The 26,331-nt window shown below is 51.7% G+C and carries 23 protein-coding genes; 12 read left to right on the forward strand and 11 right to left on the reverse strand.

Going from position 1 to position 26,331, the window contains the following annotated elements; genetic code table 11:
- Window positions 1–190: 190 nt before the first annotated feature.
- The 4 genes from MRY86_RS11470 (at window position 191) to MRY86_RS11485 (ending at window position 8,750) form a co-directional block, all read left to right on the forward strand.
- Window positions 191–1,438 carry a M28 family peptidase gene (locus MRY86_RS11470; RefSeq protein WP_293563058.1) on the forward strand — a complete coding sequence of 416 codons (1,248 nt, stop codon included), beginning with the start codon at window positions 191–193 and terminating at the stop codon, window positions 1,436–1,438.
- A 10-nt stretch (window positions 1,439–1,448) separates the two neighbouring features.
- The gene (locus MRY86_RS11475; RefSeq protein ID WP_293563059.1) at window positions 1,449–3,113 is read left to right on the forward strand and encodes a DNA polymerase/3'-5' exonuclease PolX; all 1,665 of its coding nucleotides are present in this window, start codon (window positions 1,449–1,451) and stop codon (window positions 3,111–3,113) included.
- 172 nt (window positions 3,114–3,285) lie between these two features.
- On the forward strand, window positions 3,286–4,353 hold the full coding sequence (locus MRY86_RS11480) for a hypothetical protein (RefSeq protein WP_293563060.1): 1,068 nt from the start codon (window positions 3,286–3,288) through the stop codon (window positions 4,351–4,353).
- 341 nt (window positions 4,354–4,694) lie between these two features.
- Window positions 4,695–8,750: a T9SS type A sorting domain-containing protein gene (locus MRY86_RS11485; protein ID WP_293563061.1), complete on the forward strand. Its 4,056-nt coding sequence runs from the start codon at window positions 4,695–4,697 to the stop codon at window positions 8,748–8,750.
- 17 nt (window positions 8,751–8,767) lie between these two features.
- Here MRY86_RS11485 and MRY86_RS11490 read toward each other — a convergent pair whose 3' ends face one another.
- Window positions 8,768–9,523 (reverse strand): glucose 1-dehydrogenase, encoded by a 756-nt coding sequence (locus MRY86_RS11490; protein ID WP_293563062.1) that lies wholly within the window; start codon window positions 9,521–9,523, stop codon window positions 8,768–8,770.
- Between the two features lie 29 nt (window positions 9,524–9,552).
- Window positions 9,553–10,674 (reverse strand): transglutaminase domain-containing protein, encoded by a 1,122-nt coding sequence (locus MRY86_RS11495; protein ID WP_293563063.1) that lies wholly within the window; start codon window positions 10,672–10,674, stop codon window positions 9,553–9,555.
- A gap of 212 nt (window positions 10,675–10,886) precedes the next feature.
- On the opposite strand from MRY86_RS11495, the gene MRY86_RS11500 reads away from it, so the two are divergent.
- The gene (locus MRY86_RS11500) at window positions 10,887–11,342 is read left to right on the forward strand and encodes a PepSY-like domain-containing protein (protein WP_293563064.1); all 456 of its coding nucleotides are present in this window, start codon (window positions 10,887–10,889) and stop codon (window positions 11,340–11,342) included.
- A gap of 2 nt (window positions 11,343–11,344) precedes the next feature.
- Here the strand turns inward: MRY86_RS11500 and MRY86_RS11505 are convergent, their stop codons facing one another.
- Window positions 11,345–11,704 carry a hypothetical protein gene (locus MRY86_RS11505; RefSeq protein ID WP_044215775.1) on the reverse strand — a complete coding sequence of 120 codons (360 nt, stop codon included), beginning with the start codon at window positions 11,702–11,704 and terminating at the stop codon, window positions 11,345–11,347.
- Window positions 11,701–12,288, reverse strand: coding sequence for a hypothetical protein (locus tag MRY86_RS11510; RefSeq protein WP_293571466.1), 588 nt, complete (start codon window positions 12,286–12,288; stop codon window positions 11,701–11,703). Before MRY86_RS11510 ends, MRY86_RS11505 begins: the two co-directional genes overlap by 4 nt.
- Window positions 12,289–12,445: 157 nt before the next feature.
- Here MRY86_RS11510 and MRY86_RS11515 point away from each other — a divergent pair, with 157 nt between their 5' ends.
- From MRY86_RS11515 to MRY86_RS11525, 3 genes are all read left to right on the forward strand, one after another.
- A complete protein-coding gene (locus MRY86_RS11515) occupies window positions 12,446–12,970 on the forward strand; it encodes a hypothetical protein (RefSeq protein WP_293563066.1) in 525 nt (174 codons plus the stop codon).
- Window positions 12,971–13,053: 83 nt separating this feature from the next.
- Window positions 13,054–13,446, forward strand: coding sequence for a hypothetical protein (locus MRY86_RS11520; protein ID WP_293563067.1), 393 nt, complete (start codon window positions 13,054–13,056; stop codon window positions 13,444–13,446).
- A 22-nt stretch (window positions 13,447–13,468) separates the two neighbouring features.
- Window positions 13,469–14,761 carry a hypothetical protein gene (locus MRY86_RS11525; protein ID WP_293563068.1) on the forward strand — a complete coding sequence of 431 codons (1,293 nt, stop codon included), beginning with the start codon at window positions 13,469–13,471 and terminating at the stop codon, window positions 14,759–14,761.
- Here the strand turns inward: MRY86_RS11525 and MRY86_RS11530 are convergent.
- The 3 genes from MRY86_RS11530 to MRY86_RS11540 form a co-directional block, all read right to left on the reverse strand.
- Window positions 14,758–14,991, reverse strand: coding sequence for a hypothetical protein (locus tag MRY86_RS11530; RefSeq protein ID WP_293563069.1), 234 nt, complete (start codon window positions 14,989–14,991; stop codon window positions 14,758–14,760). The genes MRY86_RS11525 and MRY86_RS11530 overlap by 4 nt on opposite strands.
- Window positions 14,992–15,106: 115 nt before the next feature.
- Window positions 15,107–15,655 (reverse strand): carboxymuconolactone decarboxylase family protein, encoded by a 549-nt coding sequence (locus tag MRY86_RS11535; protein ID WP_293563070.1) that lies wholly within the window; start codon window positions 15,653–15,655, stop codon window positions 15,107–15,109.
- A gap of 70 nt (window positions 15,656–15,725) precedes the next feature.
- Window positions 15,726–16,592, reverse strand: coding sequence for a helix-turn-helix domain-containing protein (locus MRY86_RS11540; RefSeq protein ID WP_293563071.1), 867 nt, complete (start codon window positions 16,590–16,592; stop codon window positions 15,726–15,728).
- Window positions 16,593–16,876: 284 nt separating this feature from the next.
- Between MRY86_RS11540 and MRY86_RS11545 the strand changes: the two genes are divergently transcribed.
- Window positions 16,877–17,710 (forward strand): DUF6252 family protein, encoded by an 834-nt coding sequence (locus tag MRY86_RS11545; RefSeq protein WP_293563072.1) that lies wholly within the window; start codon window positions 16,877–16,879, stop codon window positions 17,708–17,710.
- Here MRY86_RS11545 and MRY86_RS11550 read toward each other — a convergent pair.
- From MRY86_RS11550 to MRY86_RS11565, 4 genes are read right to left on the reverse strand one after another with little or no spacing between them, the layout of a single operon-like run.
- The gene (locus MRY86_RS11550) at window positions 17,704–18,693 is read right to left on the reverse strand and encodes a Gfo/Idh/MocA family oxidoreductase (RefSeq protein WP_293563073.1); all 990 of its coding nucleotides are present in this window, start codon (window positions 18,691–18,693) and stop codon (window positions 17,704–17,706) included. The genes MRY86_RS11545 and MRY86_RS11550 overlap by 7 nt on opposite strands.
- 4 nt (window positions 18,694–18,697) lie before the next feature.
- A complete protein-coding gene (locus tag MRY86_RS11555) occupies window positions 18,698–19,522 on the reverse strand; it encodes an SDR family oxidoreductase (RefSeq protein ID WP_293563074.1) in 825 nt (274 codons plus the stop codon).
- Window positions 19,523–19,533: 11 nt separating this feature from the next.
- Window positions 19,534–20,448, reverse strand: a complete 915-nt coding sequence (locus MRY86_RS11560; RefSeq protein WP_293563075.1) for a glutaminase — start codon at window positions 20,446–20,448, stop codon at window positions 19,534–19,536.
- Window positions 20,449–20,450: 2 nt separating this feature from the next.
- Window positions 20,451–21,350 (reverse strand): hypothetical protein, encoded by a 900-nt coding sequence (locus MRY86_RS11565; protein ID WP_293563076.1) that lies wholly within the window; start codon window positions 21,348–21,350, stop codon window positions 20,451–20,453.
- Window positions 21,351–21,522: 172 nt separating this feature from the next.
- Between MRY86_RS11565 and MRY86_RS11570 the strand changes: the two genes are divergently transcribed.
- The 3 genes from MRY86_RS11570 (at window position 21,523) to MRY86_RS11580 (ending at window position 25,761) form a co-directional block, all read left to right on the forward strand.
- Complete coding sequence (locus MRY86_RS11570) at window positions 21,523–23,385, forward strand: PQQ-dependent sugar dehydrogenase (protein ID WP_293563077.1); 1,863 nt, start codon at window positions 21,523–21,525, stop codon at window positions 23,383–23,385.
- Window positions 23,386–23,539: 154 nt separating this feature from the next.
- Window positions 23,540–24,583 (forward strand): Rpn family recombination-promoting nuclease/putative transposase, encoded by a 1,044-nt coding sequence (locus tag MRY86_RS11575; protein ID WP_293563078.1) that lies wholly within the window; start codon window positions 23,540–23,542, stop codon window positions 24,581–24,583.
- Window positions 24,584–24,762: 179 nt separating this feature from the next.
- Window positions 24,763–25,761, forward strand: coding sequence for an Rpn family recombination-promoting nuclease/putative transposase (locus MRY86_RS11580; protein WP_293563079.1), 999 nt, complete (start codon window positions 24,763–24,765; stop codon window positions 25,759–25,761).
- Window positions 25,762–26,331 lie beyond the last annotated feature (570 nt).

Raw genomic sequence — 26,331 nt, forward strand, 5'->3', positions numbered from 1 at the left:
AAAAAACGTAGGCGATGCCTAAGCATCGGCGAGGCTTTTTAACGACGAGCAAGATAAAATTTGCCACTTGCAGCCGTTTGAGGCTCTAGTTGAACAAGTCTAATAATTTTTGATTTTCTGACAACCGGGTGACAGCCGGAATACCGCTTTGGCTGTTCACTCCAAATAAACGCTACAAAAACATCAACCAATGATTCTGAACGGTACTTTAAAGATAGGATCCGTCCTCGCTTTAGCCCTTGTACTGGGGCTCTCGCCAATGACTTCAACCGCGCAGCATGATCCTGCCCTCCAACTGCAGGTCGATGTCGTTTACCTGGCTTCTGATCTGCTGCAGGGGCGGGAGACCGGCAAAAAGGGCGAGCGCATGGCCGCCGATTACATCGCTTATCGCTTCGAAGAAATAGGATTGGAGCCCAAAGGGTACGGGGGCGAATGGTATCAGGATTTTGAGGTGCAGTACAAAGCGCACCCTCATGCCAAAGAAACCGAAGAGCGCACCGCCCGCAACGTCATTGGTTACCTCGACAACGGCGCAGATTACACCATCGTCATCGGCGCGCACTACGACCACCTGGGGCACGGCATCATGGGGTCCCGCCACACAGGCGACCCGGCCATCCACAACGGGGCAGACGATAACGCAAGTGGCGTGGCGGGGATTTTCCGCCTGGCAGAGGTGCTCTCTGAAGGTAAAGCCACCAATAATAACTACCTGTTCATCGCTTTTTCAGGTGAGGAAATGGGCTTATTTGGTTCGAAGTATTACGTCCAGAACCCTACCATAAACCTGAAGAAAGTCAACTACATGCTCAATCTTGACATGGTGGGCCGCCTGAATGAAGAAAAGACGCTTTCGGTCAACGGTGCCGGCACTTCACCCGAATGGGATGGATTGCTCGCAGATTTATCCGTCGGAGGTATTTCCACGGTCGTTTCAGAGTCTGGCATTGGGCCAAGCGATCATACTTCCTTCTACCTGGAGGATATCCCCGTGCTGCATTTCTTCACCGGCCAGCATGAAGACTACCACAAGCCGGAAGATGACTCCGAGCTGGTCAACTACAAAGGCCTGCTGCTCACCACAGACTACATTCTGGCATTGATCGAGGAACTGGACGATGCAGGTAAAATTGCATTCACGAAAACCAAGGACGAGCAGGAAAGCCGCCGCCCGGCAGCATACAAAGTGACGCTCGGTGTCATGCCGGACTATGTCTTTCAGGGCACTGGCATGCGCATCGATGGTGTGATGCAGGGGCGCACAGCGGATAATGCGGGCATGAAGAAAGGAGACATCATCCTGAAAATTGGTGATACGGAGGTCAAAGACATCTACGGCTACATGGAAGGCCTGGGCCAATTTGAGAAAGGCGACAAGACTAACGTGGTCGTCAAGCGGGGCGAAGAGACCCTGGAACTGGAAGTCGAGTTTTAAAAGCACCCCAATGACCAACAAAGAAATCGCACAACACTTTCGGCAGCTCGGGCAGCTGATGGAACTGCACGGGGAGAATCCGTTCAAAATCCGTTCCTATCAGAGTGCCTACCGCAATCTGCGCGCCTATGAGCAACCCCTCTCTGAGCTCAGTCCCGAGGAGATCGGCAGCATCAAGGGCGTAGGCAAAGCCATCAGTGGCAAAATTCAGGAGCTGCTGGATGCAGGGCAAATGGCTACCCTGGAAAAATACAGGGCCAAGACACCGGAAGGCATTCAGGAAATGCTTAATATCAAAGGCTTCGGGCCCAAGAAAATCATGGCGGTCTGGGAAGGACTGGGCGTGGAGTCTGTAGGCGAGCTCCTCTACGCAGTCAACGAAAACCGCCTGGTGGAACTCAAAGGCTTCGGGGCCAAGACGCAGGAAGAACTCCGCAAAAAACTGGAGTACTACCAAAAGTCTAAAAACCGATTCCACTACGCTGCCATCGAGGCGGAAGCAGAGCAACTGCTCGCAGCCATTCAAAAAGTCCTGCCCGAAGTGCCTGTAGATTGCTGCGGTGCGATTCGCCGAAAGGCGGTGGTTATCGATGAAATAGAAATCCTGGTAGGGCAGGAGGGAGCCGCTGAAGTACTGGCTGACCTGGGCGTGCTAAAGGAGGTAAGCTCCGAAGCTAACGCACATGCCGCCAAAACCACTACCGAAGCAGAAGTACCCGTTAAGGTTTACACCTGCCCGGCCGCCGAATTTGGCACTCAGCTCTTCACGCTTACCGCCAGTGATACCTTCCTGGAAGCTGTAACTGCAAAAGCCCCCGCTGCAGACTGGGCCGGGCAAGCCGACGAGCCCGCTGTTTTCAATATCCTGAAACTACCCTTCATCGCCCCGGAGCTGCGCGAGCAGGCCTGGGCACTGGAGCGCGCCCGCAGCAACGACCTGCCCGAGCTCATCACCGAGGCGGACATCAAGGGCATCGTACACGCCCACACCACCTACAGCGATGGGGCCCACACCTTACGGGAAATGGCAGAGTATGCCAAAGCCCGGGGCTTTCAGTACCTCGGCCTGACCGACCACTCCAAGTCTGCGTTCTACGCCAACGGGCTGAAGCCGGAGCGTGTATTCGAACAAATGGAGGAAGTGGATGCCCTGAATCAGGAGCTCGCGCCCTTCCGCATCTTCAAAGGCATAGAAAGCGATATCCTCAACGATGGCAGCCTGGACTACGAGGAAGACGTACTGAAAGCCTTTGATTTTATCATCGCCTCCGTCCACAGTAACCTGCGCATGGACGAAGACAAGGCCACACAGCGCCTCATCACCGCGATTGAGAACCCTTACACAACGATGCTCGGCCACCCCACCGGACGGCTATTGCTGTCCCGTCCCGGCTACCCCATTGATCACCAAAAGGTCCTCGATGCCTGTGCTGCCAATGGCGTAAGCGTGGAAATTAATGCGAACCCTTACCGGCTGGACTTGGACTGGACCTGGGTACCCTACGCGCTGGAGAAAGGCATATTGCTCAGCATCAACCCCGATGCCCACAGCACCAGCGGCATGCACGATATCCGTTACGGCGTCTTAGCCGGCAGGAAGGGCGGGCTGACCACTGCGGAGTGTATGAACGCACTGGACACGGAGGGCTTTGCGGCCGCCATCAGGAAGGGATAAGGCGCTTCGGTTTTTTTGCTGTTAATCAGGAAAATGCAGGCCTTGCTGTTAGATACCGGACATTCTGGTAAACAAGTACCGAAAGCCAGCTATTTGTAAGTAGATTGTTTCGTAACTTACGGGTTACCGTATTTTTCGTTGGCAATTCCATGAATACCTGAAATGACTGCTTATGAAGCCCAGACTTTTACCCTTACTTGCCCTGCTGCTGACCGGATGCATGGCCCTGCAGGCACAAGTCGAATTCCGCGTAATCGGTGCCGCTCAGCGCATCGATAAAGTAATGGAAAGCGATTTTTACATTGCCGAAATCCAGGATGAGCGCAATTTCACCGCCAACCTCGGTATCGTAAACCGGGGAGCCGACTGTGATATCAAGCGCCCGCTGATTGCCGAATCCGAATTTTTCTCCAACCTTAAGACCCGCATGAATGGTTGGCTCATGCATGATGCCGAAGCCGTACCTGTGGTTTTGCGGGTAAAGCAACTCTACCTTTGGGAGGACTTACGCCGCGAGCTTGAGGATGGTGAGGGCTACATCCGCCTGCACCTGTTGTTTGATGCCCCTGGCAAGCCCACACAGGAAGTGGCGGTGACGCTTTCCGGTGATCAGCTTACCGTTGCAAAGGGTCATTCCCCACGCATGGAGGACGCCTTCTTTCGTTGTCTGCAGCACTATCAGGAGCGTTGGGAGAATCAAGATTTCCGTGAAATGAGCCAAACAGAGGCCTGGGCATCAGATTCCCGGGGCTTGCAAACAGCCAGCAACTTCCTGGACCTCAAGCAGGGGCGGACGAACGCCTTCCCGGGCAAGCTTAAGCGATTGATGGGCAGGCTGGAGCGCTACCGGCTGCGCAACCGCGATCAGCATGAGCGCCATAATTTCTACGCCCTCAGGGCTGGCAATGAGCTATTCATCCGAGGCAATGCTTACCCCGGAGGCGCCCACTACTATACCCGCGTGCTGGAGAAAGGGCGCTACCTTTTCCTGATTGACCGAGTCCACTTCCCCATCAAATCTACCTTTGTAGATGCGGGCATCCCCTCCGGCAAGACCGTCGGCATCCTCATCGATATGCAAACCGGCATGCCTCAGATCGTGACCGATGAACTGATCGCAGAAGTATTGAAACCCCACCCGGACCTCAAAAAGCAGTACCTGTTTCAGAATATCCTGGACTACCCCGTGCAGCTTGACCGGGTGCGCAAGGTGATTGCGGAGGTGAATCGGCGGAGTTAAAGCAATGCACCGAATTTAAAATTTGCCTATATTGAGGTATCTAACAAAATACTTCAGTATGACTCTACGCGCTCAACCTCTGGTTTTTTTTCTTTTTTGTTTGTTGACTACTCCTCTTACCGGTCAGATATGGGATTATGAGTATGGCCACTACGATATTAATCAGGAGGCGAAAATAATTCATAGTCCTACCAGTCTCGTCTTTACTAACCAGTATGCGTTTTTTGTTAGAGAACATGGGCTCTTACAAAGCACGAGAACACTCATGGCTTTCGATGGAGAACAAGCCATTGAGGTAGCCAATGTTGAGGGGTTAGATCTACATAGGTTTAGCCTTGATCATGGTGCCTTTTTTCCATGGCCTGCCTGAAGGTGAGGAACAAGGTGGGCTATACTTTGTGAGCGACTCCACGCTGGAGCTGACCTTTCTGCCTTTTCCGGATGGTTACTCGGGCTTTCGAAAGACCCAGGTTGACAATATAGTTTATTTCCTGCGTCAGTTTTCTGAAGGGATGAAACTCATAGCTTCGGACGGAACTCCTGAAGGAACACAGGTCGTGTATCAATACGATGAGGAATATTTTGAAATTGAGGAATTTACTTTTTACCGTGGCCCCGGCGATGGAGAGCTATACATTTCGGATGGCTGGACATTGGTTCGTTCAAATGGCACAGCAGAAGGGACAGTTGAAGTCTCACCTGATCTATCCTACTTTTTCCATTTTGTAGTCATTGGTGATAAAAGTTACTTTCATAACCAAAGTGGTGGTTCCGGCTCTCCTTCTCTGTTATGGGAAACGGATGGCACGATAGAAGGAACGACTCAAATTTTTGAGTTCCCTGAGGGCGGCAAAATATACGAGATGCAAAAAACACCTTCGGGAGCCGTAATTAGGTTTCAGAAGGATGGTGGCGGTGTAGACTTATGGAAGACCGATGGAACGACCAGCGGAACCCAGAAAATTGAAACGCCTACTGCTCCGCCCGGGAATGAATACCTCTCTCCGCTCAAAGGCGATCCCAGGTTTGGTTGGACATTCACCAGATACGCCGATTCCGAAGCTGAATCCGTATGGTATACAGATGGTACAGATGAAGGGACATACAAAGTCCTGGATCATAGTAGCCTGTCACCTGGTGAGCAATTCACAGAGTTTACCTTCGCACGCTCTACGGATGGAGGTCGGCAATTTTTTGCTGTCGAGAATAGTCAGGATCACTGGCAAATCTTTGGTTATACACCTGAGGCTGATACTTTGGTCAGGCTAATGCAAACCTACTCAAAACTAGATGAGGGCGATCTCCTTATTACTGGTGAGCAATTCTTTGTAAAAGGAAGAAAGACTTCCGGGGCAACCCAGGATACTCTCTGGACGACGGACTTAACACAACAGGGGACGCAGGTTGCAGGAACATTTGACAGTTTTGATTTTGGTAGTTATTCGCATAGTAGCGACCTCTGTTTCTTTTCTGTTCAAAACAATCAAGACTCAGAATCTGAACGTGAATTGTGGGTCAGTGACGGGACTTCCCAAGGCACTAATCATATAAAAGACATAGTGAGCGGTTCCAATATTTTTCTAATTTTTTGCCACTATTTTGAATTCGACGGTCAAGCCTTTGTTGTTGCCTCAGACCTTGAAGTAGGCAATGCGATTTTTGAATACGATGAGCTTGAACAGGAGCTTACGCCCATCGTAGATTTTTTCCCAGACACCAAAGGGCTGGACATCAGAAATCTCATTTACTTTAAGGACCACCTATATTTTTCAGTGGGAGAGGTGGCCCCCTTAATTACTTTGCATGAAGAAACAGGAGACACCACAGACCTTGGTTTAGAGGTCACTGAAGGCTTTCAATTCGGCCAGTTCAATGACCAAATGTTGGTAGCTACGAATGATCGTGAACTATGGATTACGGACGGTACACTGGAGAATACGAATTTCCTGTTGGATAACTTAGCTCCCCCGCCAAGTATGATTACTGGGCCTGATGCTCCTCTTCTTTATCCTCCGCAATCGGCAATTTATCAGGGGGAAGCCTACTTTTGGCATCAGGGGGATTTATGGAAAACAGATGGTACGGCGGCAGGTACCAATATGGCACTGGAATTTAGTAGTTCAGAGCTTCCTGAAGTGGACTCAGCGCATTACCAGCTCTATTCCTATAACGGCTTCCTTTATTTTCAGGGGCATACCAGTGAGGCGGGTTATGAACTCTGGCGAACGGATGGAACAATTGCCGGGAGCCAACTCGTTAAAGATATTAACCCGGGTGGAGGAGATATTGAGATAGCATTCATTACCACCCTGGACGATAAGGCGATTTTTTTCAGTTACTGGTCTCATCAGGAGAGGGGACTTTGGATAACCGATGGCACTGATGCCGGGACTGTCCGATTAATCGAAGGGTATATTGCTACATGGACAATGCTTCAGGACGAGCTAATTGTCCATACGTCAACCGGAGCCATATACAGTACTGATGGCACAGCATCCGGCACCATAGTGCTTCAGGAGTCCTTTCCTACCATAACCAATGGCGCTGATTTTGCTCCATTTCCACCCGGTGTTGTCGGAAACGTAGGGCATTTGACCAATTTAACGCCTATTTTTATCAGTGAGTCTTCGGATGGAGTGGTCGGATTGGCCGGTCCCGACGTAAGCAGCCCGCAGAAAGGGTTCAAGAATTTCACAGCTGTACAGGAACTTTGTTTGTTTACCTATGATGAAGAAGATGCTCCTGTCTTTGGGGTTACCGATGGTACTCAGGAAGGTACCCGGCTTCTTGAAGCGCCCTATGATATTTTTGAGTTTGCCGATCAGTTATTGAGGGTCGGTGACCGAGTATACTTTGTGGGCGATGATGGTATATATGGAAAAGAAATTTTCTTCTTTGAATTGATACGGGACACCTGGGCCACCGGCACCGCCTTCCACGACGAAAATGAGAATGGACTTAGGGACACGGCGGAAGCGGGCATCCCGGATCTATCAATCCGGATTGAGCAAAACCCAACCTATACCACCTATACTGGTGAGGACGGGGAATTCCAGGTTTTTACCGGCAGAGGGCAGGCGGCTACGGTGCTGCCTGATGACGATCAGTGCTGGGAACTCATCACCACGCCGGATTCTTACGATGTACAGGCTGCAGATACGCTGATTACCGGACTGGATTTTGGATTCCGGAAGCTGGCAGGCCCTGTGGACTTTATGGCTGAAATTCAGTCCGGCCCGACCCGCTGTGGGTTTACCGTCCCGTTTTGGTTGAATGGGATCAATCAGGGATGCGAAGGGCTGAGTGCCGGGCAGTTATCGGTTGATCTTGGCGATTTGCTCACGCTGGTGGAGTATGATACCGCAGCTACGGATGTTTCGGGCACCACTCTTAGCTGGTCTTTTGATACACTGGCGGTGGGGCAGCAATTGCAGCAGAACGTTATGTTGGAAATGCCGGATGAGAACTTCGTAGGCGATACCATCATCCTTAATGCCATCCTTTTTCTTGAGGAAGCCGAAGGGCTGACGGCAGTGGATACTTTCGAGTTCAGATCAGTCCTGACTTGCGCAATCGACCCTAACGATAAACTCGTGCGGCCTGCCAGAGCCGAGCCTTCCAACAGCAATTACACGCAGTTTGATGAAACGCTGCATTATACCGTGCGCTTTCAAAATACAGGTACAGACACCGCTTTCACTGTCCGTATTGCCGATCAGCTTTCAGAAGACCTGGATTGGAGTACCCTAAATGTGCTTTCCGCCAGCCACCACCCCTTCCGCACCAACTTGTCCGAAAACGGGCGTCTGGAATTCATCTTTGAAAATATCCTTCTCCCTGACAGCACCACTAATGAGCCGGAAAGCCATGGCTACGTTTCCTTTCAAATTAATGCAAACGAAGGGCTGGAGGATTTCACCGCCATCGAGAATACGGCTCATATTTACTTTGATTTCAATGAAGCCATCGTCACCAATACGGTGCAGAATACCATGGTAGAGTATTTAGATTTTGATCAGGACGGATTCCCCTTTTGGGAGGACTGCATGGATGATGACCCTGATATCAATCCCGATGCGGAAGAGATACCCGGAAATGATGTTGACGAGAATTGTGATGGTAGTTTAGGTACGGTGGGTACAACTGAGGCAGCACAGCTCCCTTTGACTATACAACCGAATCCAACCTATGACCAGATATCGGTCATTTGGCCGGGAATGGACACCTATGAAATACAATTGACGGATATGCTTGGGCAGTCGCTTATTCCCCCTCAGCAGGTATCGGGTGCACAGGCTACCCTGTCACTCAGAAGGTTGCCGGCTGGTGTCTACCTGGTAAGGGTTGTGGGAGCAAAAGGTGCCCAAACCGCCAGCCAGCTGGTTGTAAAAAAATAGATGCTTAGGCCGGTTCGCTAAACTGTAAACCCACCATCTGCTGTATACACCCCGCCGGTACAGTAACTACTGGCGGGCGCCGCCAAGAAAAGTGCCAATCCGGCCACCTCCTCCACCGAGCCCACCCGCGGAATAGGCAGTTGCGCCAGGGCATACTTCAGGATTTTCTCGTTGCTCCACAGGGCTTCGCTGAACTTGGTCTTGATCAGCCCGGGGCAGATGACATTTGCCCGGACGCCCTGCGGCCCCCATTCTTTAGCCATTACCTTCGTCAGGGAAATCAGTGCAGCCTTGCTTACGCTGTAAATGCCCAGCTGATGCTCCGGGCTCAGTCCGCCCACACTACTAATATTGATAATGGAGCCCCCGCCAGATTTCAGGTAGGGCAGTGCGCGCTTGCATAGCTCAAATGGCCCCTTGACGTTGACATCCATAATCTTGTCGTAAGCCCAGGGCTCCGTATTTTCTACCGGTCCGAATACCGGATTGGCAGCAGCGTTATTGACGATGATATCAATCCCGCCAAACGCCTCGAGGGTACGGTCGATCAGAGCTTGGAGCTCGTCGGGCTTTCCGGCATTAGCGGCAACAGCAAGGCTTCGCTCGCCCAGCGTCTGAGCGACCTGGTCAACGGCTTCCTGTTTGCGGCTGGAGACGACGACGTTGGCACCCGCTTCGTGCAGGGCATGGGCGATAGCTTCCCCTATGCCTTTGCTGGCACCGGTGATGATGGCGGTTTTGCCGTTGAGCTGAAATTGGTCCTGTATGGGCATGCTTTTAGGATTAAATGTAGTGAAAATCTTCAATTTCCACCCGAGAGCTGTTCCAGCAAACGATTACACTGCTGCAACGCGTAGCCCCGGAAATACCCCTCAGATGGCAGCAGCAACAACTGAGCTTTAGCAGTTTCCAAAATAGCCACAGTAGCCTCCGCATCGGCAGACAAAGGATGCCCATCCGGAAGTTGATACCGCCCAATCGCCTGATTGAGCAGCAACTGTGCGTAAAGCTCGCGCTGCCAGGTCTGTGGTTCGCTTAGATCCAGTGCTGTTTCGGCGTATTCAATGGCCTGCTGCCTGAGCCGGACGATCGTATTGGCACTATCAGGGTAGGGGAGGCCTTCGGTTTGTTCATCAAAAGCCACGGCCTGATCGAATAGCGCAGCTGCCCATTGCCTCGTGGTGTAGGGCGTGTTGTTAAATTCAAAACTCTGCCGGGCGAGGGCAAGCCGGCGCGCAGCAGGAGGCAGGCTGATCGTAGCGGCAATGGAGTCCATGGCCGACCAGCAGGTATCCTGTTGGGTAACCTGACGATAGAGCATAGTGTGAGATTGAGCAAAATCCTCCACGGAAACCGGGCAGGGCAGCAGTTGCCACATCGGCTGCTCGGGAAGATGCGTGAGTATGAAAACTTCCGGAGGGGTGAAGAAGTAGGACGTGCTGTAAGCCAGTTGAGACTCATCTTGCACCTCACCCCAGGTAACATCGAGCAAACGCCACTGCCCATCTGCCCAAACGGCATTCCAGGCATGGTCTGCCTTTTCCGGAACCTGCCGCCCCTCAGCAAGCCTGGGTGCAGCATAGCCATCGACTTTCTCACACTGCAGGCCGGCATACCGGCAAATAGCCTGGTACAATAAGGCATAATCCATACACAGGCCCCGCCGCCGGTCCAGGATGTCCCGCAGATTCTGATTGATGCGTTGCCCCTTGCGTTCTGCCAGATGGTCATACTGCAAATACCCGGAAACCCAAGTGTAAATTGCCCGGGCTTTTTCCGTCTCATTTTGAGCTTCTTGCGTCAGATAGACCGCTAACCGCGGTAAGTCACTGCTAAGACTGTCCGGTGCCTGCCGGGCATGCCGGTCAATAGCCCCATATTGCGCTAGGGCTGGCCAAACGCTAAAAACAAAAAGTACAACCAATAAAAAGAGCCGGTTGAATGGTCTTGAAAAGCCGTTGTGCATTGCAATTCAGGTTCAATTCTGTGAACATAACAACCCTTTCGCTAAAAAGGTCCATAATCCTGCCTGCTGGAAAGCGTACCTCCTTAAATAATTTTTTGCGTTAAAGCCAAAACATTTGTCACCCCTCAGCGTAATTAATGTCATTGGTGCAACAAAGCCAAATGTAATTTATGACCATTTTACTTAGCGTACTGATTAGCTGTTCGCTTTTTGTAGCGGGAGACGCCGTTCCTCCCAAGGTAAAAGATGCATTCAGCCGTCAGTACATGGACGTGCCGACTGCTGCTGTGACCTGGGGCGTGGAAGAGGAAGACTTCGTTGCGACTTTCCTCGATGCCCGTGACCGCCTGGCTAAAGCTTTTTTCTCTGCCGAAGGTGAGTGGGAAGAGACCCACACCCGCCTTTATCCGTCCCAGTTGCCCCGCCCCGTGCGCCTGTACTACGAAGCGAATCATGAAGACAAGGACGTTTCCTTCATCGGCAGCGTACAGTATGCCGATGGCTCAGAATCCTACCGTATTGAGTGGGAAACTTACGAAGCCGTCCACATTGAAGAAATCAGCCCGGAAGGTGCCCTGCTGGAATCCAAGCGCTTGTCTTTTACAGAAGGGCTTGATATCTGGTAGGTCTATTCCACATATTCCTGCCTGACCACCAGCGTCAGGAAGCCATTATCCTTTTCGATATACCCCTGATCGTAGCAAAAGCGGTAGACCTTGCCTGCTTTGGTGACGTACTCATTGGTGAAGTAGGCGAACTTAAACCCTTGCTCCAGCAGCTTGTCGCGGTGGACGTACGCCTTGCCATTAGGGTTTAAATCTGCCATTATGCGGCGATTTTTGCGCAGGATGTTGTTGATGTTGCGCATGAAGTTGTTGAAGTCACGGTTCAGCCGGTTGTTATGGCTGCTGCGGCAGTGGGCCGAGCAAAATTTCTTATCCGCCCGTCCGTGAAAGGACTCTCCACACTCCACACACTTTTTCTTCATAACTCGATTGGCTTTGGCCTTGGGGTCAGTAAATGATTGTAAATTTCGGCAATCCGCGGCATATCATCAAATCTGTAGCCTTTCTGTCCTATCTTTTCTGCCAGCGCCGACGCTTTTGGGCCGAGCAACCGCCGCAGCTTGCGCCGGAACCCCCAGCGTGAAACCTTTACCATTGTCTCTTCTCCCTGCAGCCGGATCCAGTAAGAACGCTGAATGCTAGGCAGCGTTTGCAACGTGTAAGCCCAGCTTGATCCTGAGTCATAGGTGAGTACAAACAGTTCCATCGGCCCATTCTTGTGCAAAATCCGCAAAAACCGGTGCGCATGCTGCAAATCCTTGCTCTCAAAGGCAAACAGCCTGCCCTGGGCTTCAAACGCAAACCCCTTGATGCGTTCGGCTTCAATCTCATAAGTATCTCCAAACCCATTGATGAATACGATGGTGCTGGTCCTGGACTGATGCTGCATGACCCCGATATGACCAGTCAGCTTTTTCCCGTTTTTACTCAAGATGTAACCCGGCCAGGGCATGCTTTGCATCAACAAAGGACAGCAAACAAGCAGGAAAACGTAGAATTTATGCATAACTCATAAGGTTACCAATGCGGAAATAAGATACAAAAAAATCCAACATCCCTGCGTGAAAAACGGGTCACAGCAGGAGTTAAAATAGCAGGATAGGACAAGTCTAAAAATGATTTCTGCTAATTCCGTATTTTGAAATCCGCAAAATGCAGCATCTATGGAACTCACGGACGCCCTTTACGAAAACTACAGCAAAGCCGGGATGGAGCATATCGCCACTCAGGTCACCAAAGGCGCCTGGCCCTTCAAGGCACTGTGGCACATTATCAAAACCGGTGAACCTCCGCTGCCCCAACGGGCCGCCTGGGCCATGGACCACACCCTGGATCGCCAACCGGAGCTGCTGCATACCATCCTGCATGATGCCGTCGCTGCACTCCTGCAGCCACAGCACGATGCAGTGTACCGAATGTTGCTCAAAGGCTTCGACCGTCTGCCTGATATCCCCGAGGACCATCAGGGCGTGCTTTACGACCGGGCCATCCGCTGGATACTCGACCCCAAAGCTGGCGTAGCTGTGCGTGTGTTCTCCATCTCGCTTGCCGCCAAAATAGCAGCGGGTATTCCTGAATTGCAGGAAGAAGTTTGCCTGACTATTGAAAGCCAGCTGGAATATGGCTCTGCTGGCTTTCGCAACCGGGGCGGTAAGGTGCTGAGGCGGTTTCGGAAATCTACAAAATAGCTCAGGAGTGCCTTTTTCCGATAGAGGGATAAAGTTCGTCGAAAAAAACTGCTCAACTGAGGGAGAAGTCCGAGCTTAACGCTATGATCCGAAAAGATTACTTCCTCAAAGTCTTGCAACAACTCACGCAGGTCATTGCCCGGGCACTCCAGTTATCGCATAGTGGCGACGCCAAAGCTGCACTGGAATTACTGGACGAGCAATATCAAAAGCAGCTTCAGGAGCAAAGTGAAATCCTGTCCGGGCGCTCTGTAGCAGCACTTGCCAACCAATACGACGAAGGGCAACTGACCCTGCTGGCTGACCTGCTCATGGCAGAAGGGGAAATCCTAAGTAGCGCCAATAAGGCGGAAGCAGCCCGGGTGCGGTTGAGCAAGGCCCTGACTCTATTCCAACATCTAAATCAGGTGCAGCAAGTATATGACTTTGAGAGGGAGGGGAAGATGGCGCAGATCAGAGAATGGCTGGAAGCATAGTTATAACCTAAAACCTCACAATATGAAAATGCAACCTCTCGCTATCGCAATTATTCTGATAGGGCTCTTAACGGCCTGCAGCGCTTCCGGTCCTGCAGATCAGGAGCAACGCCTAATTTCCGCCGATATCGACCGTTTTTGGTCGGCTTATGATCAGATTCTGGCAGAACCCGATACCGCCCGGCACCTTCAAATCCTCAAAGACGTATTCATTAGCCCGGCCAGCGAAGGGCAGCAGCAATTGTTCGCTATACGCAACTATACCCCGGAAGAGTACCTGGCCAATATCCGGGCTTACCCCAAATTTTATGCCTCCCTGCGACCTTTACTGGAACAGCGTGCCCCTATCGAAGCAGACATCCGTGCTGCACTGGAAAAATTCCGTCAATTGTACCCACCCATGCAGAGTGGGAAAATCTATCTCGGCATGGGCAATTTCCGGACCAATGGCACTACCGTCGATTCCATGGTGATGTTTGGTGCGGAGATGGCTTTCACAGACACCACTGTCCATACCTCAGAGTTCCCTCCTTCCTACCAATATTTCAAAGACTATATCCAGGATTACGACCCCATTCACAATGTCCGATTTCTGGCGGCGCACGAATTTGTGCATACGCAGCAGGTGGAGGCCTACAATACGAGCCTGCTTGCGATCGTCCTGCGGGAAGGCAGCGCCGAATTCATCGCATCGCTTTGCATGGAGTCGCCATCGGTGGTGCCAGCGATTGCCTATGGGAAGAGTCACCGCGATACCGTCTTTCAGCGTTTTGAGCAGGAGCTTTTCAACCAGCATCCGGGATGGTGGGTATGGTCAGGGGCTCCCAATCCCTTCGGGCAGCGGGACTTGGGCTATTATATCGGCTATGCACTTTCTGAGCACTACTACAACCAAGCCGCGGACAAACAGCAAGCCATTGCTAATCTTATTGAACTGGATTACAGCGATGCCGCTGCCGTGGAGTCTTTTGTAGATCAGATGGGGTACTTCAAACAACCCTTAGCAAAGCTCAAAGAAGCCTACGAGGCGGCCCGCCCAACTGTCACGAAGGTGGAACAAAATGACCATCGCTTCACCGTCCATTTCTCAGCGCCTATGGACACCCTGTACCGGGGCTTCGACTACGGTCCTCTGGGAGAAACACACGTGCTGCGGATCGATCAATACCTGGGGTTCAGTCCGGATGGGCAGCGCCTGTCCTTTACGGCAACGCTAGCGCCTGAAAAGATTCAGCAACTGGAACTTTCCCGGCGTTTTCGCAGCCCCAAAGGCATAGAGCTGCGCCCTTATCTGGTCACGACTAAGAAGGACTAAGCGCAGTGGCGGTAGGCTTTTCTCCTAATGCCCTCAATACGGTTGATGGTAAATTGCCGAATAAAGCTGTGGCGGGCTAAACCGTTTTGCACATCGACCTGCTGATCAGGCGGGCGCTCATAGCTATAGGTGTCAAACTCCTGGTAACCCCAGCAATTGGGGCAACTTGCCATGGTGACCGGCGTGGAAAAACGCAATAGAAAGCGATGGAAAGATCTGAGATGATTCATAGCAAAAGGGTTGAGTAGAGCCTGCCCGGGCTGACCAGGTAGACTGCAGATTTAGAAAAAGGCGGAGACCGCCCGGCACGGACGGCCTCAGGGAGTAGTACGCAAAGTGGATGGCTTAAGCCGTTACTGTTTCCAGTTCGGGCGCTACCGGGAAGTCAATTGGGATTTGAGTGACGTTGTGGAGGTAGTTGGCAAAGATTTTGTCCGCAATGAGAAGCAACACATCCACCAAGCTTCCTTTGGTGTAACCTGCAGCTAAGAATTGGCTGACTACCGCTTCATCCGGCCTGCCCTGAGTTTCGGCAGTGGCTTTCGCAAAACGGGCGAGTGCATCAAGTTTAGCGTCAAATGAGGCCGTTCCTGATCGCAATTTCAGGATTTGGGCATCTGTAAAGCCATTCATTTTGCCAATAGCCGTATGGGCGCTCTGGCAGTACCGGCAGCCATTGACCTGGCTTACCGCCAAATTGACCACTTCTTTTTCCTTGTTGCTAAGAGAAGTTTTGCCACTTTGAAGTTGAAGGTAGTTTCCGAGTGCTGTATCAGAATGGGCCATCGTGGCATACAAATTAGGGACAAAGCCGACCTGCTTTTCCAGTTGGTCAAATATGGCTTGGTTTTGGGTACTGACTTCTGATCGTTGAGGAACTTGGAAATTTTGCATCGTTATCTTGATTTTAGGATGACTTGATCAATTGTTCGATACAAAGATGCAGGCGTAAAGCAGGCAAACGTTAGGCAGTATTTCCCGCCGGATTGGCATTTCTTCCCGCTGTTCGCGTTTTTTCCCGGTATAGGGAAGGCGCACATCCCTCTTTTCGGCGGAAGAACCGGCTAAACGCCTGCACATCTGCAAAACCGAGCTGGTCTGCAATTTCATTTACCGGCAGAGTGGAATGGGCTAGCAAACGGTGCGCTTCCAGTAAAATCCGGTGTTGGATCATATGGAGGGGCGTTTCCTGATTGTAGCGGGCAAAATAATTGGAAAGCGTCTTAGGTGATTTGTAAAGCATCGCCGCATAGTCTGCAACTTTGTGCTTTTGCCGAAAATGCTTTTCGACCAAAAAATTGAACTCCCGGATGACATCAAACTGGCCCTGGCCCATCGCCTCGGCCTGATGCTGCTCCTTGTGCAAGCGGGTGGAGAGAATCAGCATCCGTTTGAGCAGCATCTGCAGCATAGCCACCTGAAGATGATCGGATGACTTCATTTCTGTCAAGAACACTTCCCACAGAAGCTCAAATTTACGTTGTTCCGCTTCGGGTATCCGAACAGTAGGCAGGTCTTCTGCACCAAAAAACAAAATGCCTTTACAGCCTACCTCCGTATCGTGGTCGATAATACAGTAAAAAGCCCGGTTAAACCGAAGCAGGCGCACCTGCCCAAGCTGCTCTACTTTGACGCGATGAAATTCTGTCAAAAACAACAGTTGATGAGGCTCAGGCTGGTGCCGTACCGTATCAATAGTCAGGATCGTCTGATCATCCAGCGGCCACAAAATAGACAATGCCTGGGATCTGGGGCTTTCAAGCTGCCCGGTGTAGTCCGCATGGAGCGTCTCCAGGAGAAGGTATTCGTTAGTCTTGCCTGTAATTTCCATATTGAGGTTAAAACAGGTCGTCCCCGGTCCGGTTGGATCAATAGAGCAGCAAACCATCCCAAATGTATCTGCCGGGACACTTGCCAATTGCATCCCACGGCTAGCGCTACGCTATTCCGGCCCATGTCTGGATTGTAGCTTTCCCGAGCATTGCTTATTCGTGTTTCGGCTTTTTCCTTCCGTTTTGCTTAGGCTCAATTACCTTTCCGGCAGAACATGGCTTTCAAAATCCGGTTAAAAAAGAAAGGTAAGCCCCATTTTTCCAGGATCGTAAAAGAAAACCCATGAAGTGTTTTTTGCCTGTTCTGCTCTCTGTGCTTCTGTTCACACAATGCCGCGATGAAGGCCCCACCCTGAACCCCGATGGCAGGATGAAAGCCACAATCGACGGCAGCCCCTGGCAGGCTGATGTGCTGGAGGCGGCTTACGTGGATGGCACCCTCACCCTTAGTGGCAGCTCACTGGATGAACGCGCCATCGTTATGGGGGTTGCCATTGGCGACTTACAGCCCCAAACCGTAGCTTTCCTGCCCGGCAGCCCGGATGGCCTGACGTACACCTCTGTGGGAGGCGCGCGCACTTACGTATCCAATACGGCTGATGGGGATGGCTTCCTGCGCATCACTGAGGTAGATACCGCTCAGGAATGGATCAGTGGCCGTTTTGAAGCCCGCTGCTATCGCCCGCAGGAAAGCGGTGGTGTTGAAATTACGGAAGGGGTTTTCACTAAAGTCCCCTACACCGACAGCCTTCCGCCCATCTTTAGCAGCGGTCTCCGTGCTGTTATTGATGGGGCAACCTGGACCTCCGATTCCATCACCACGACCCTTAGCGACGGGCAAATTCAGGTACAGTCACTGGGTGAAAATGACCGGCAGATTCGTTTCCGGATTCCAGAAAATGCAGATCCTGGCACCTACGATCTCGACCCCACCGGATCGTTTAGCGCTACTTACATCACCTCTCAGGGCGACACCCTCAGCGCCGAATCAGGAACGATTACCATTGACCTGCTCAATGAGGATCAGCGCAGGCTGGAAGGCACTTTTAACTTCGAAGCTACCGGCGGTCAGCAAGCGGTCATCCTTACCGATGGCAGCTTCGAGGTCAACTATTGACGTTCCCCCGGGTACACCAGCCCAATCTCCGCCCGGATACGGTCCAGCGTTTCCATGAGTTCCAGGGTGTGGCTCAGGGGCCAGAGCGGGCTCTCGGTTAGCCCTTCGTTCAGGCACCGCATCACTTCCTGTGCTTCGTAGGAATAGCCGTTGGTGCCGTAGTCAAAGTGGAAATTCTGCGGGCGCCGGTCTTCTCCAATCAGGCTGAAGTGCGTGGGCTCATGCCAGCGGGTATGCATGTGAATGGTCCCCTTCTCCCCATAGATGAAAGCTTCTGTCTTGGTATGCGCCAGTAAGGTGGCATGCAGGTGGGCCATACGCCCGTCCGCCATTTGGAACAGCATGCCCAGCTCTTCGTCTACCCCCGTCTGCCCCAAGCGGGCAATGGCCTGAATGCGCTCTGGACGCCCCATCATCAGGTAGGCAATGAAGACCGGATAGATGCCAATATCCAGCAGTGCACCACCTGCCAGCTCCGGGTTGAACAGCCGGCTTTGAGGATTGTAATCCGCCTTGAAGCCAAAATCAGCTTTCACGGAAACCACCCGCCCGATGGCATCCGATTGAATGAGCTCCAGTATCTTTTGAGTGGTCGGCAAAAACCGGGTCCAGAGGGCTTCCATAAGGAAAACCTTTTTGCGCTGCGCCAGTTCTGCCATTTCCCTTGCCTCGGTGGCATTGAATGCGAATGCTTTCTCGCAGAGTACCGGAATCCCTGCCTCAATACACACCATGGCATTGCGATAATGCTCACTATGAGGAGTAGCAATGTAAACAACGTCTAATTCGGGGCATTCCAGCAAGGCCTCGTAGCTATCGTAAGCGTAGGATGCACCATACTGTCGGGCAAATTGGTCCGCCCGGTCCTGAGAACGGCTCGCTACGGCACTCAGGCGCGCATTGTCCAGTTTGGCAATGTCCTGTGCAAATTTATGGGCGATCTTTCCGGGGCCGATAATGCCCCAATTCCAGGTTTTACTCATGGTTTTAGCTTTTTTGATAGCGCTTTTTGATTCGGTTCAGTCCTTTTTGCTTAACAATCTTTCCAATTTTCGCTCCCAGGCCGGGAAAGGCGCTCCCGATTTTCGCCAGCCACCCCCGGCTCGCGGGCAGGCAGTATTCGCGCGGTTTTTGGCGTAAGACCTGGTAGAAAGCCCGTTCCACCTCTTCCACAGTAAGCGGTTGGGCACCGCCCGAAAAGCTCAGTGCGCTTTCCTCGGGGTATTGCAGCTGCACATCCAGCATATTGGTGTGCACCAGGTCCGGCGAAAGCAGGCTGACGCAGACGCCCTTGTCTTCCAGCTCATACCCCGCAGCAAGGCTGAAGCCGCGTACTGCAAATTTCGACCCGGAATACAAGCTCAGCCCCTGTACCGGAGCGATACTCGCCAGAGAAGCCATATTGATGATGTGCCCCTGCCCCTGCCGGGCCATTACCTTAGCCGAAAAGTGGGTGCCGTACATGACCCCAAGCGCATTGACCTCCACATGGTAGCGGATGTGCTCCGGCGTACTGTCCAGTAGAAAACCCGGACGGATGACCCCGGCGTTGTTCACACAATAGTCAAGCTGCCCGAAAGCCTTCACTGCCGTCTCCACCAATTTCGCCCAGTCTGCCTCCGAAGTGACGTCCATTTGCCGGACCAACAGGTCACCGCTTTCGCTAAAAGCAGCTTGCAGGGCCTCAATATTAAGGTCTGCCAACAGCAAACGGGCGCCTTGCTGTGCTAATCCAGTAGCCAACTGTCGCCCAATGCCACTTGCAGCACCGGTGATGATAAAAGACTTTCCGTAAACTTGGGCGGCAGGCATAGGCAAGCGTTTTAAAAAATAGACATTTCGGTCATCGTTGTGAAGAGCTCCAGGGTCTTGATGCCCGCCTGTGAGTTGCCGTGCTCGTTTAGCTCAGGGCTCCATACGGCTATGGCCAGCTCATTGGGAATGACCGCTACGATACCGCCGCCCACGCCACTTTTGCCCGGCAGGCCTACACAAAATGCAAACTCCCCGGCCTCATCGTAAAAGCCACAGGTCAGCATAATGGCGTTGATGCGCTTGGCCTGACTTTTGGTCAATATGCGCTGACCATTGCGGGGGTGCACCCCGTGATTGGCGAGCAGCAGAAAGGCACTGGCCAGCTCCCGGCAATTCATCGCCACCGAACACTGATGGAAGTAGACATCAAGTACCTGCTCCACCGGCGCTTTGATGTTGTAATGGCTTTTCATGAAATTGACCAGCGCGGCATTCGTAAACCCAAACTCCCGCTCCGACCGGGCCACCTCATAATCATAGTACACATCATCAGACCCGGAAAGCTCCCGGATGAAGTCCAGCATTTGTGTTTTGGGTTTTGGGAAATGCTCGATCAGCATATCCGTAATGACCAGCGCCCCGGCATTGATGAAAGGGTTGCGGGGAATCCCTTTTTCATACTCCAGCTGTACCAGGGAGTTGAACGGATTGCCGGAAGGCTCCATGCCTACGCGCTCCCACAGCGCTTCCCCGTAGATCGGGTAGGCTTGCGCCAACGCAAAAACTTTGGAAATACTCTGTATGGAAAAAGCCTCCTCGGCATCCCCTACCTGAAAAGTGTCTCCGCTAAGCGTACGTACCGCTATGCCAAACTTGCTGGCGGGCACCTTCGCCAAAGCCGGGATATAATCCGCCACCTTGCCTTTGCCAAATTCTGGCCGGACGAGCGCTGCAATCTCCTCAATAATCCCCTGATAGTCCATACTTAGTCCGCTACAATCACCACCTGGAAGTCCGGGCTGACAATGACCTTGGTGATATTCCGGATTTCGTAAAAGCGCAGGTCTGCTACCTCTGTCCAGTTGTCATCAGTAAATTTATTGTACTGGTACAGCTTGCTGCCTTTGCCCATAATCAATGCACCACTGGGCAAAACTGCAAAGTGGTCGGCATTGGGCAGTGTTTCAATGAGGGTGCGGGCAGGTTCCCGTCGGCGGTAGAGGTTCTTTTCCATGATCTTCCAGTCGTCGTACCGGCTCTTTTGTACATAGGCGAGGTTGCCATTGGGCAGGCGCAACATGCAGGGGCCTACGTTGGTGGCCAGGGTCTGAATGTCGTCATTCGCGGTATTGACGATGGAAAGCGTGGTGGGGTCTTCTTCCTTGTAGATGGCGATTTCCCGGCTGTTGAGCCAGAGGTAATCTTTTATGCCGTTGAGGTATTTAAAGACGGGCTTTCCGTTAGTCAGCTGATCAATAGGGAATTGCCACAGGCGGTAGACATCATCCTGTCCGTCTTTTTCTGTGCGTATAGCGGAGAAGGTGTAGTACTCCGGCATACGGGCAGGTACAAATTCCGGCTCAGGTGTTTCCGTCACACGCAGCTTGGTTTGGTTTTCCAGGTCAAGCTTGTAAAGATCGGACTGTATTGCACCCGGCTCCTTTACAGAAATGTAAAGCTCGGTATTGCTAAAAAAGAAAGGGTCGTTGTTGAAGCCCTCGGAGTTAAAAGCGGTCAGGTAGCGGGGCTCAGTAAAGCTGATGCTGCCATCGTCCTCCTGATTGACTTTGAAGAGGTAAAGGTTAGACTTAGGGTACTCCGGCTGAGCCTGTAGGCCAATAGCTGCAGCGAATAAAAACAGAATGATCGGAAATTGCTTGAGCATTGCTTATCGGTATTATTGCTGGTAAAGTTAGGACTAAAGGCTGGCATGGCAAAGTTTACCGTACAGGTAGCGCCATCAAAATCAATTGCCGGGGCACAGACAAAGCCGAAGTTTTCAAAACAACCTGCTGCACTGGCAGTTGTATTTTCGTACCTTCAAAATTAAAACATCCATGCGTACTCTACTTCTCTTATTGCTGGTAGTCATTAGCTTTGGCCTCCACGCCCAGCCAATCTTCAATCTGGAATTGATCAATGACGATTTGTCGCAGCCCGCAGACATTACGAATGCCGGTGATGACCGCCTGTTTGTGGTAGAACGTACTGGCCGTATCCGGATATTGGATGCGGACGGGCAATTGGTGCCCGAACCTTTCCTGGATATCAACGACCGGGTCGGCCCTGCTAATGGCGAGCGGGGGCTGCTGGGCCTGGCTTTCCACCCCAATTACGCTGACAACGGCTATTTTTTTGTGAACTACACCGCAAATGACGGCGATACCCGCATTGCCAGATTTCAGGTAAATTCAGGTAATCCGAACACCGCTGACCCCAACAGCGAAGTCATCCTGCTCGACATTGGGCAGCCTTATGGCAACCACAACGCCGGCGACTTGGCCTTCGGCCCCGATGGCTATCTGTACATCCCCATGGGCGATGGTGGCTCCGGTGGTGATCCTCAAAATTTTAGCCAGAACCGGCAATCGCTTCTTGGAAAGATGCTTCGTATTGATGTAGACAATGGCGACCCCTACGCCATTCCCCCCGACAATCCCTATGCGGAGGACGACTTCACCCTCGACGAAGTCTGGGCGATCGGGCTGCGCAACCCCTGGCGCTTTAGCTTCGACCGGGAAACCGGCGACATCTGGATTGGCGACGTAGGCCAGAACGAATGGGAGGAAATCACCTTTCAGCCCGCCGACAGCGAAGGTGGAGAAAACTATGGCTGGCGCTGTTATGAAGGCTTTGAGGCTTACAATACCGGGGGCTGTGAGCCCGAAAGTGCCTATACGCCCCCCATTCACACCTACAATACCGGCAGCAGTGATGGTTGCTCCGTTACCGGCGGCTTTGTCTACCGGGGGAGCGCGTTTCCTGCCTTGTACGGTAAGTATGTCTATGCAGATTTTTGCTCCGGTAAAATTTGGACTTTGGAGCAGGACTTCGCCGGCAACTGGGTAAACACCGAAGTCTTTGACGGTCCCGGAGGAGAGTATGCCACCTTCGGGCAGGACAGTGATGGGGAGCTTTATCTGGCAGAGCTGATCAACGGCCGTCTGTACAGGGTGGAGGCGACTTGCAACCAATCGCCGCCTGCTCCCGCTATTTCCGGAGATGCGATCGTCTGTGGCCCAAACGACCCCGCTGTACTGAATGCAGGAGATACGCCTGACGGCTACCTGTACCGCTGGTACCGCGACAGCACCTACCTTCAGGAAACGCTGAATGGGACGCTGTCGGCTACTGAGCCAGGCATCTACCATGTTGTATTAGCCGGATTCGAAGCGGGTAATTGTAACTCCCTGGTATCTGCTGCTTTCGAAGTGACCGTAGCAGACTTTCCTGATGACCTCATTTCCACGCAGGGCGATGACCTGTCTGCGGCACCTGGTTTTGAAAGTTATCAGTGGTACCTTGATGGGGAACCCATAGGTGGCGCTACATCAGCTACCTACACGCCACAGTCCAGCGGCACCTACACCGTGCAAATCACCGATGCCAATGGCTGTACCCGCGAATCGGAAGCGCTTACCATCGTTAGTACCACGCTCGACCTGGGATTGGCGGAGGTTCGCGCCACGCCTAACCCTTTCCGCACCACCCTCGATCTCTACCTGGAAGCCAACGTAGCCGATACCTATCAGCTACGTATTTTCACCCTTGACGGGAAGCTGGTCTGGGAAACCGCAGCAATGGTACAGCGTGACTGGCAGCAGCAAGTCGACCTGAGCCGCACCGCAAGCGGGGTTTACCTGCTTCAGATTAGCCGGGACGGGCAGCAGTACACCCGAAAGTTGGTGAAAGGAGAGTAAACAAAACAGGCTGTACTTTCCGGGGTAGGATTTGGGAAGTACAGCCTGATCTTTTCCTGTGGGAAGGTCAGAATTTTAAAACTGTTTAATTTATTTAAAACTGTTATTTTTTAAAATAATTTATGTATATTAGGGCTGAAGCAATCTCTGTACCATGCCCCAAAATCTAAATATCCATCAGCCGGACGACCGCTTTTTCAAGTCAGCAATGAGCGACCCGGATGTGGTCAAGGCTTATCTTGAGCATTTCTATCCTAAAATTGCAGCTATTGCAGATCTTGCGAGCCTGAAGCTGCAAAACGGTGTCAGTCTGCGCCCTAACCTGAAACGGTTCGAAGCAGATGTTATTTACCGCTGCCGGTTTCAGGGAGAGGCAGATGACCACTTCTATTTCTGTTTGCTATTTGAGCACAAGTCCAAGCCCGATAAGTACGTTGCCGTGCAGGTTGGGCTGTACATCATGGAACTCTTATCCAGCATGGTGAAAAAACAGGACAGGGAACTGGAGCCTGTGCTGCCCCTCATTTTTTATAACGGCAAGGAGAAATGGATGCCGCAAACGCTGGGCGAGCTGTTTCAGGGGCATCCGCATTACGCTGCTTTGGAACCCTACATCCCTGATTTCCGTTTTCTATTTCAGGACGCTACGCGCCTTAGCCCGGCAGCGCTGTTGCAGCTTGACCTGAGCTACTTCCGCAGTGTACTGATGTCGATGGCTTTCCGGCACCGGCAGCACTTGATATTCAAGTACCTTCAGCTTATCTTTGAAGGGACGGACGGGAAAGAAAAGATTATCGCAGTGACGACCTATATCCTGGGAGTGGCAGAGCGTTCGGAAGCAGAATTCCTGAAGCAAATTAAAGACACAACATTCACTATAAAGCCAGAAGTTATGAGTACGTTAGAGCAAATTTTAGAGAGAGGTCGCAGAGAAGGCCTGGACAAAGGTATCTACAAAAAGAGTATCTTCAATCTGCTCAAAACTGCTATACGTTTCCCAACTCTTAATTTAGAGGAACTATCCGACTTTACAGAGCTGGATTTGGAGACTGTCCAAACTTTCCTGTCCCTCCAATCCCAGGGTGATGCTGCTGCGTTAAGAAAGTACGTCCTTGAGGACTTGCTGGCTGGTATTCCGCTGAACACCGAAGATGAAGAAAAGCTGGACCGGTTGATTGAGCAGCTGGTTGTGGCTTAGCTTTTATGCTAAAGCAAGAAGCTTGGCACAGCATCTCTTATTGTACGTAATCTCTCTTTCGCGCAATTTATTTGAGGAGTCTCTGTTTTTTTAATTCGCAATCTCTGTACCATGCCCCAAAATCTAAATATCCATCAGCCAGACGACCGCTTTTTCAAGTCGGCTATGAGCGCCCGGAGGTGGTAAAAGCCTATCTTGAGTATTTCTATCCTAAAATTGCAGCTATTGCTGACCTTAGTACGCTTCAGCAGCAGAAAGTGCAGTCCCTGCGCCCTAATTTGAAGCTGTTCAGCGCTGATGTCGTATACCGGTGCCAGTTGGAAGGCGGAAGTGGGGAGCATTTTTATTTCTGCCTGCTATTTGAGCACAAATCAGAGCCGGACGAGCATGTAGCGGTACAAATAGGGCTGTACATTTTCCTACTGCTGCGCGAGCAAGTGAAGGCTAAAAAGCAGCCATTGGAGCCCGTGCTGCCCCTGCTGTTTTATAATGGGAAAGCAACATGGCAGCCTAAACGCATCCGGGAAATCTTTAAGGGGCACCCCGGTTATGAAGTCCTGAAACCCTATCTGCCTGATTTTCGTTTTTTATTTGAAGATGCGCACCGCCTGCCACCGGAGGAGCTGCTAAAGCTAGACCTGAGCTATTTCCGCTCCACTGTACTATCAATGGCGCTGCGGCACAAGCCAGACTTGATCTTTGAGTATATTGAAGTTATCTTTGAAGGGGCGGAAGACAGCGATCAGGTGCTTTCTATTATAACTTATATTCTGGGCGTAGCCGAGCGCTCCCCCAAGAGGTTCCTGGAAGAACTGGAAAACACTGAATTCACGACAAAACCGAATGTGATGAGTACGTTAGAACAATTATTGGAGATGGGTAGAGAAGAAGGTGTGGAAAAAGGTCTACAAAAAGGCAGGAAAGAAGGTATCCATAAAAATAGTATTTTTAACCTGCTCAAAACCGCTACCCGTTTCCCGGAATGGACGGCTGATGAACTATCCGACTTTACAGAGCTGGATTTGGAGACCGTCCAAACTTTCTTGTCCGTCCAATCACAAGGTGATGCTGCTGCAATGAGAAGGTACGTCCTTGAGGACTTGCTGGCTGGTATTCCGCTGAACACCGAAGATGAAGAAAAGCTGGACCGGTTGATCGGGGAGTTGGCGGGTGGATAAAGCCGTGAAGTGAGGCTCTGCCAATACATCTTCAGTACCCAATCTTATAGCACAACCTATAGCGCCTCCTCCGGAGTCTGGCGCAGACACCTTCAGCTACTCAAAGGACGGGGAGCCTGCCTAATAAGCCGTATAAAACGGTCGAATGACTTCGTAGCACCATGCTATTCGGCGCAGACAGGTAGAGCCGCATCCTGACCTCTCAGGAACCTTATCTTGCCCCGACTTCGTAGAAGTCACATCCTAGTTTCTCAGGGCCCTTATGGCAGCCCGACTTCATAGAAGTCGCATGTTACAACCCAGCCAGAACCAACGCTCCACCACCCCCACCCAAGCCCAAAAAACAACAATGTTTTTCACGCTCTCCCTTGACATTACAACTACTAAGCCTTAAATTATTAATCAACTGAAGAATCACCGCGTGCAGCAACAAAAACCGGCGCTCCCTGTGTGACCGCCACACTTATACCGAAGATTAAGTGGTTTGCCGAGGCAAACCCACTCAATATCGGCATATACGCCTTGAAGCGGTATGCCCTGGAATAGCATACCACTTCGTAATGCGTATAC

The sequence above is a fragment of the Phaeodactylibacter sp. genome, from assembly GCF_022763345.1.
Taxonomy (GTDB): domain Bacteria; phylum Bacteroidota; class Bacteroidia; order Chitinophagales; family Saprospiraceae; genus Phaeodactylibacter.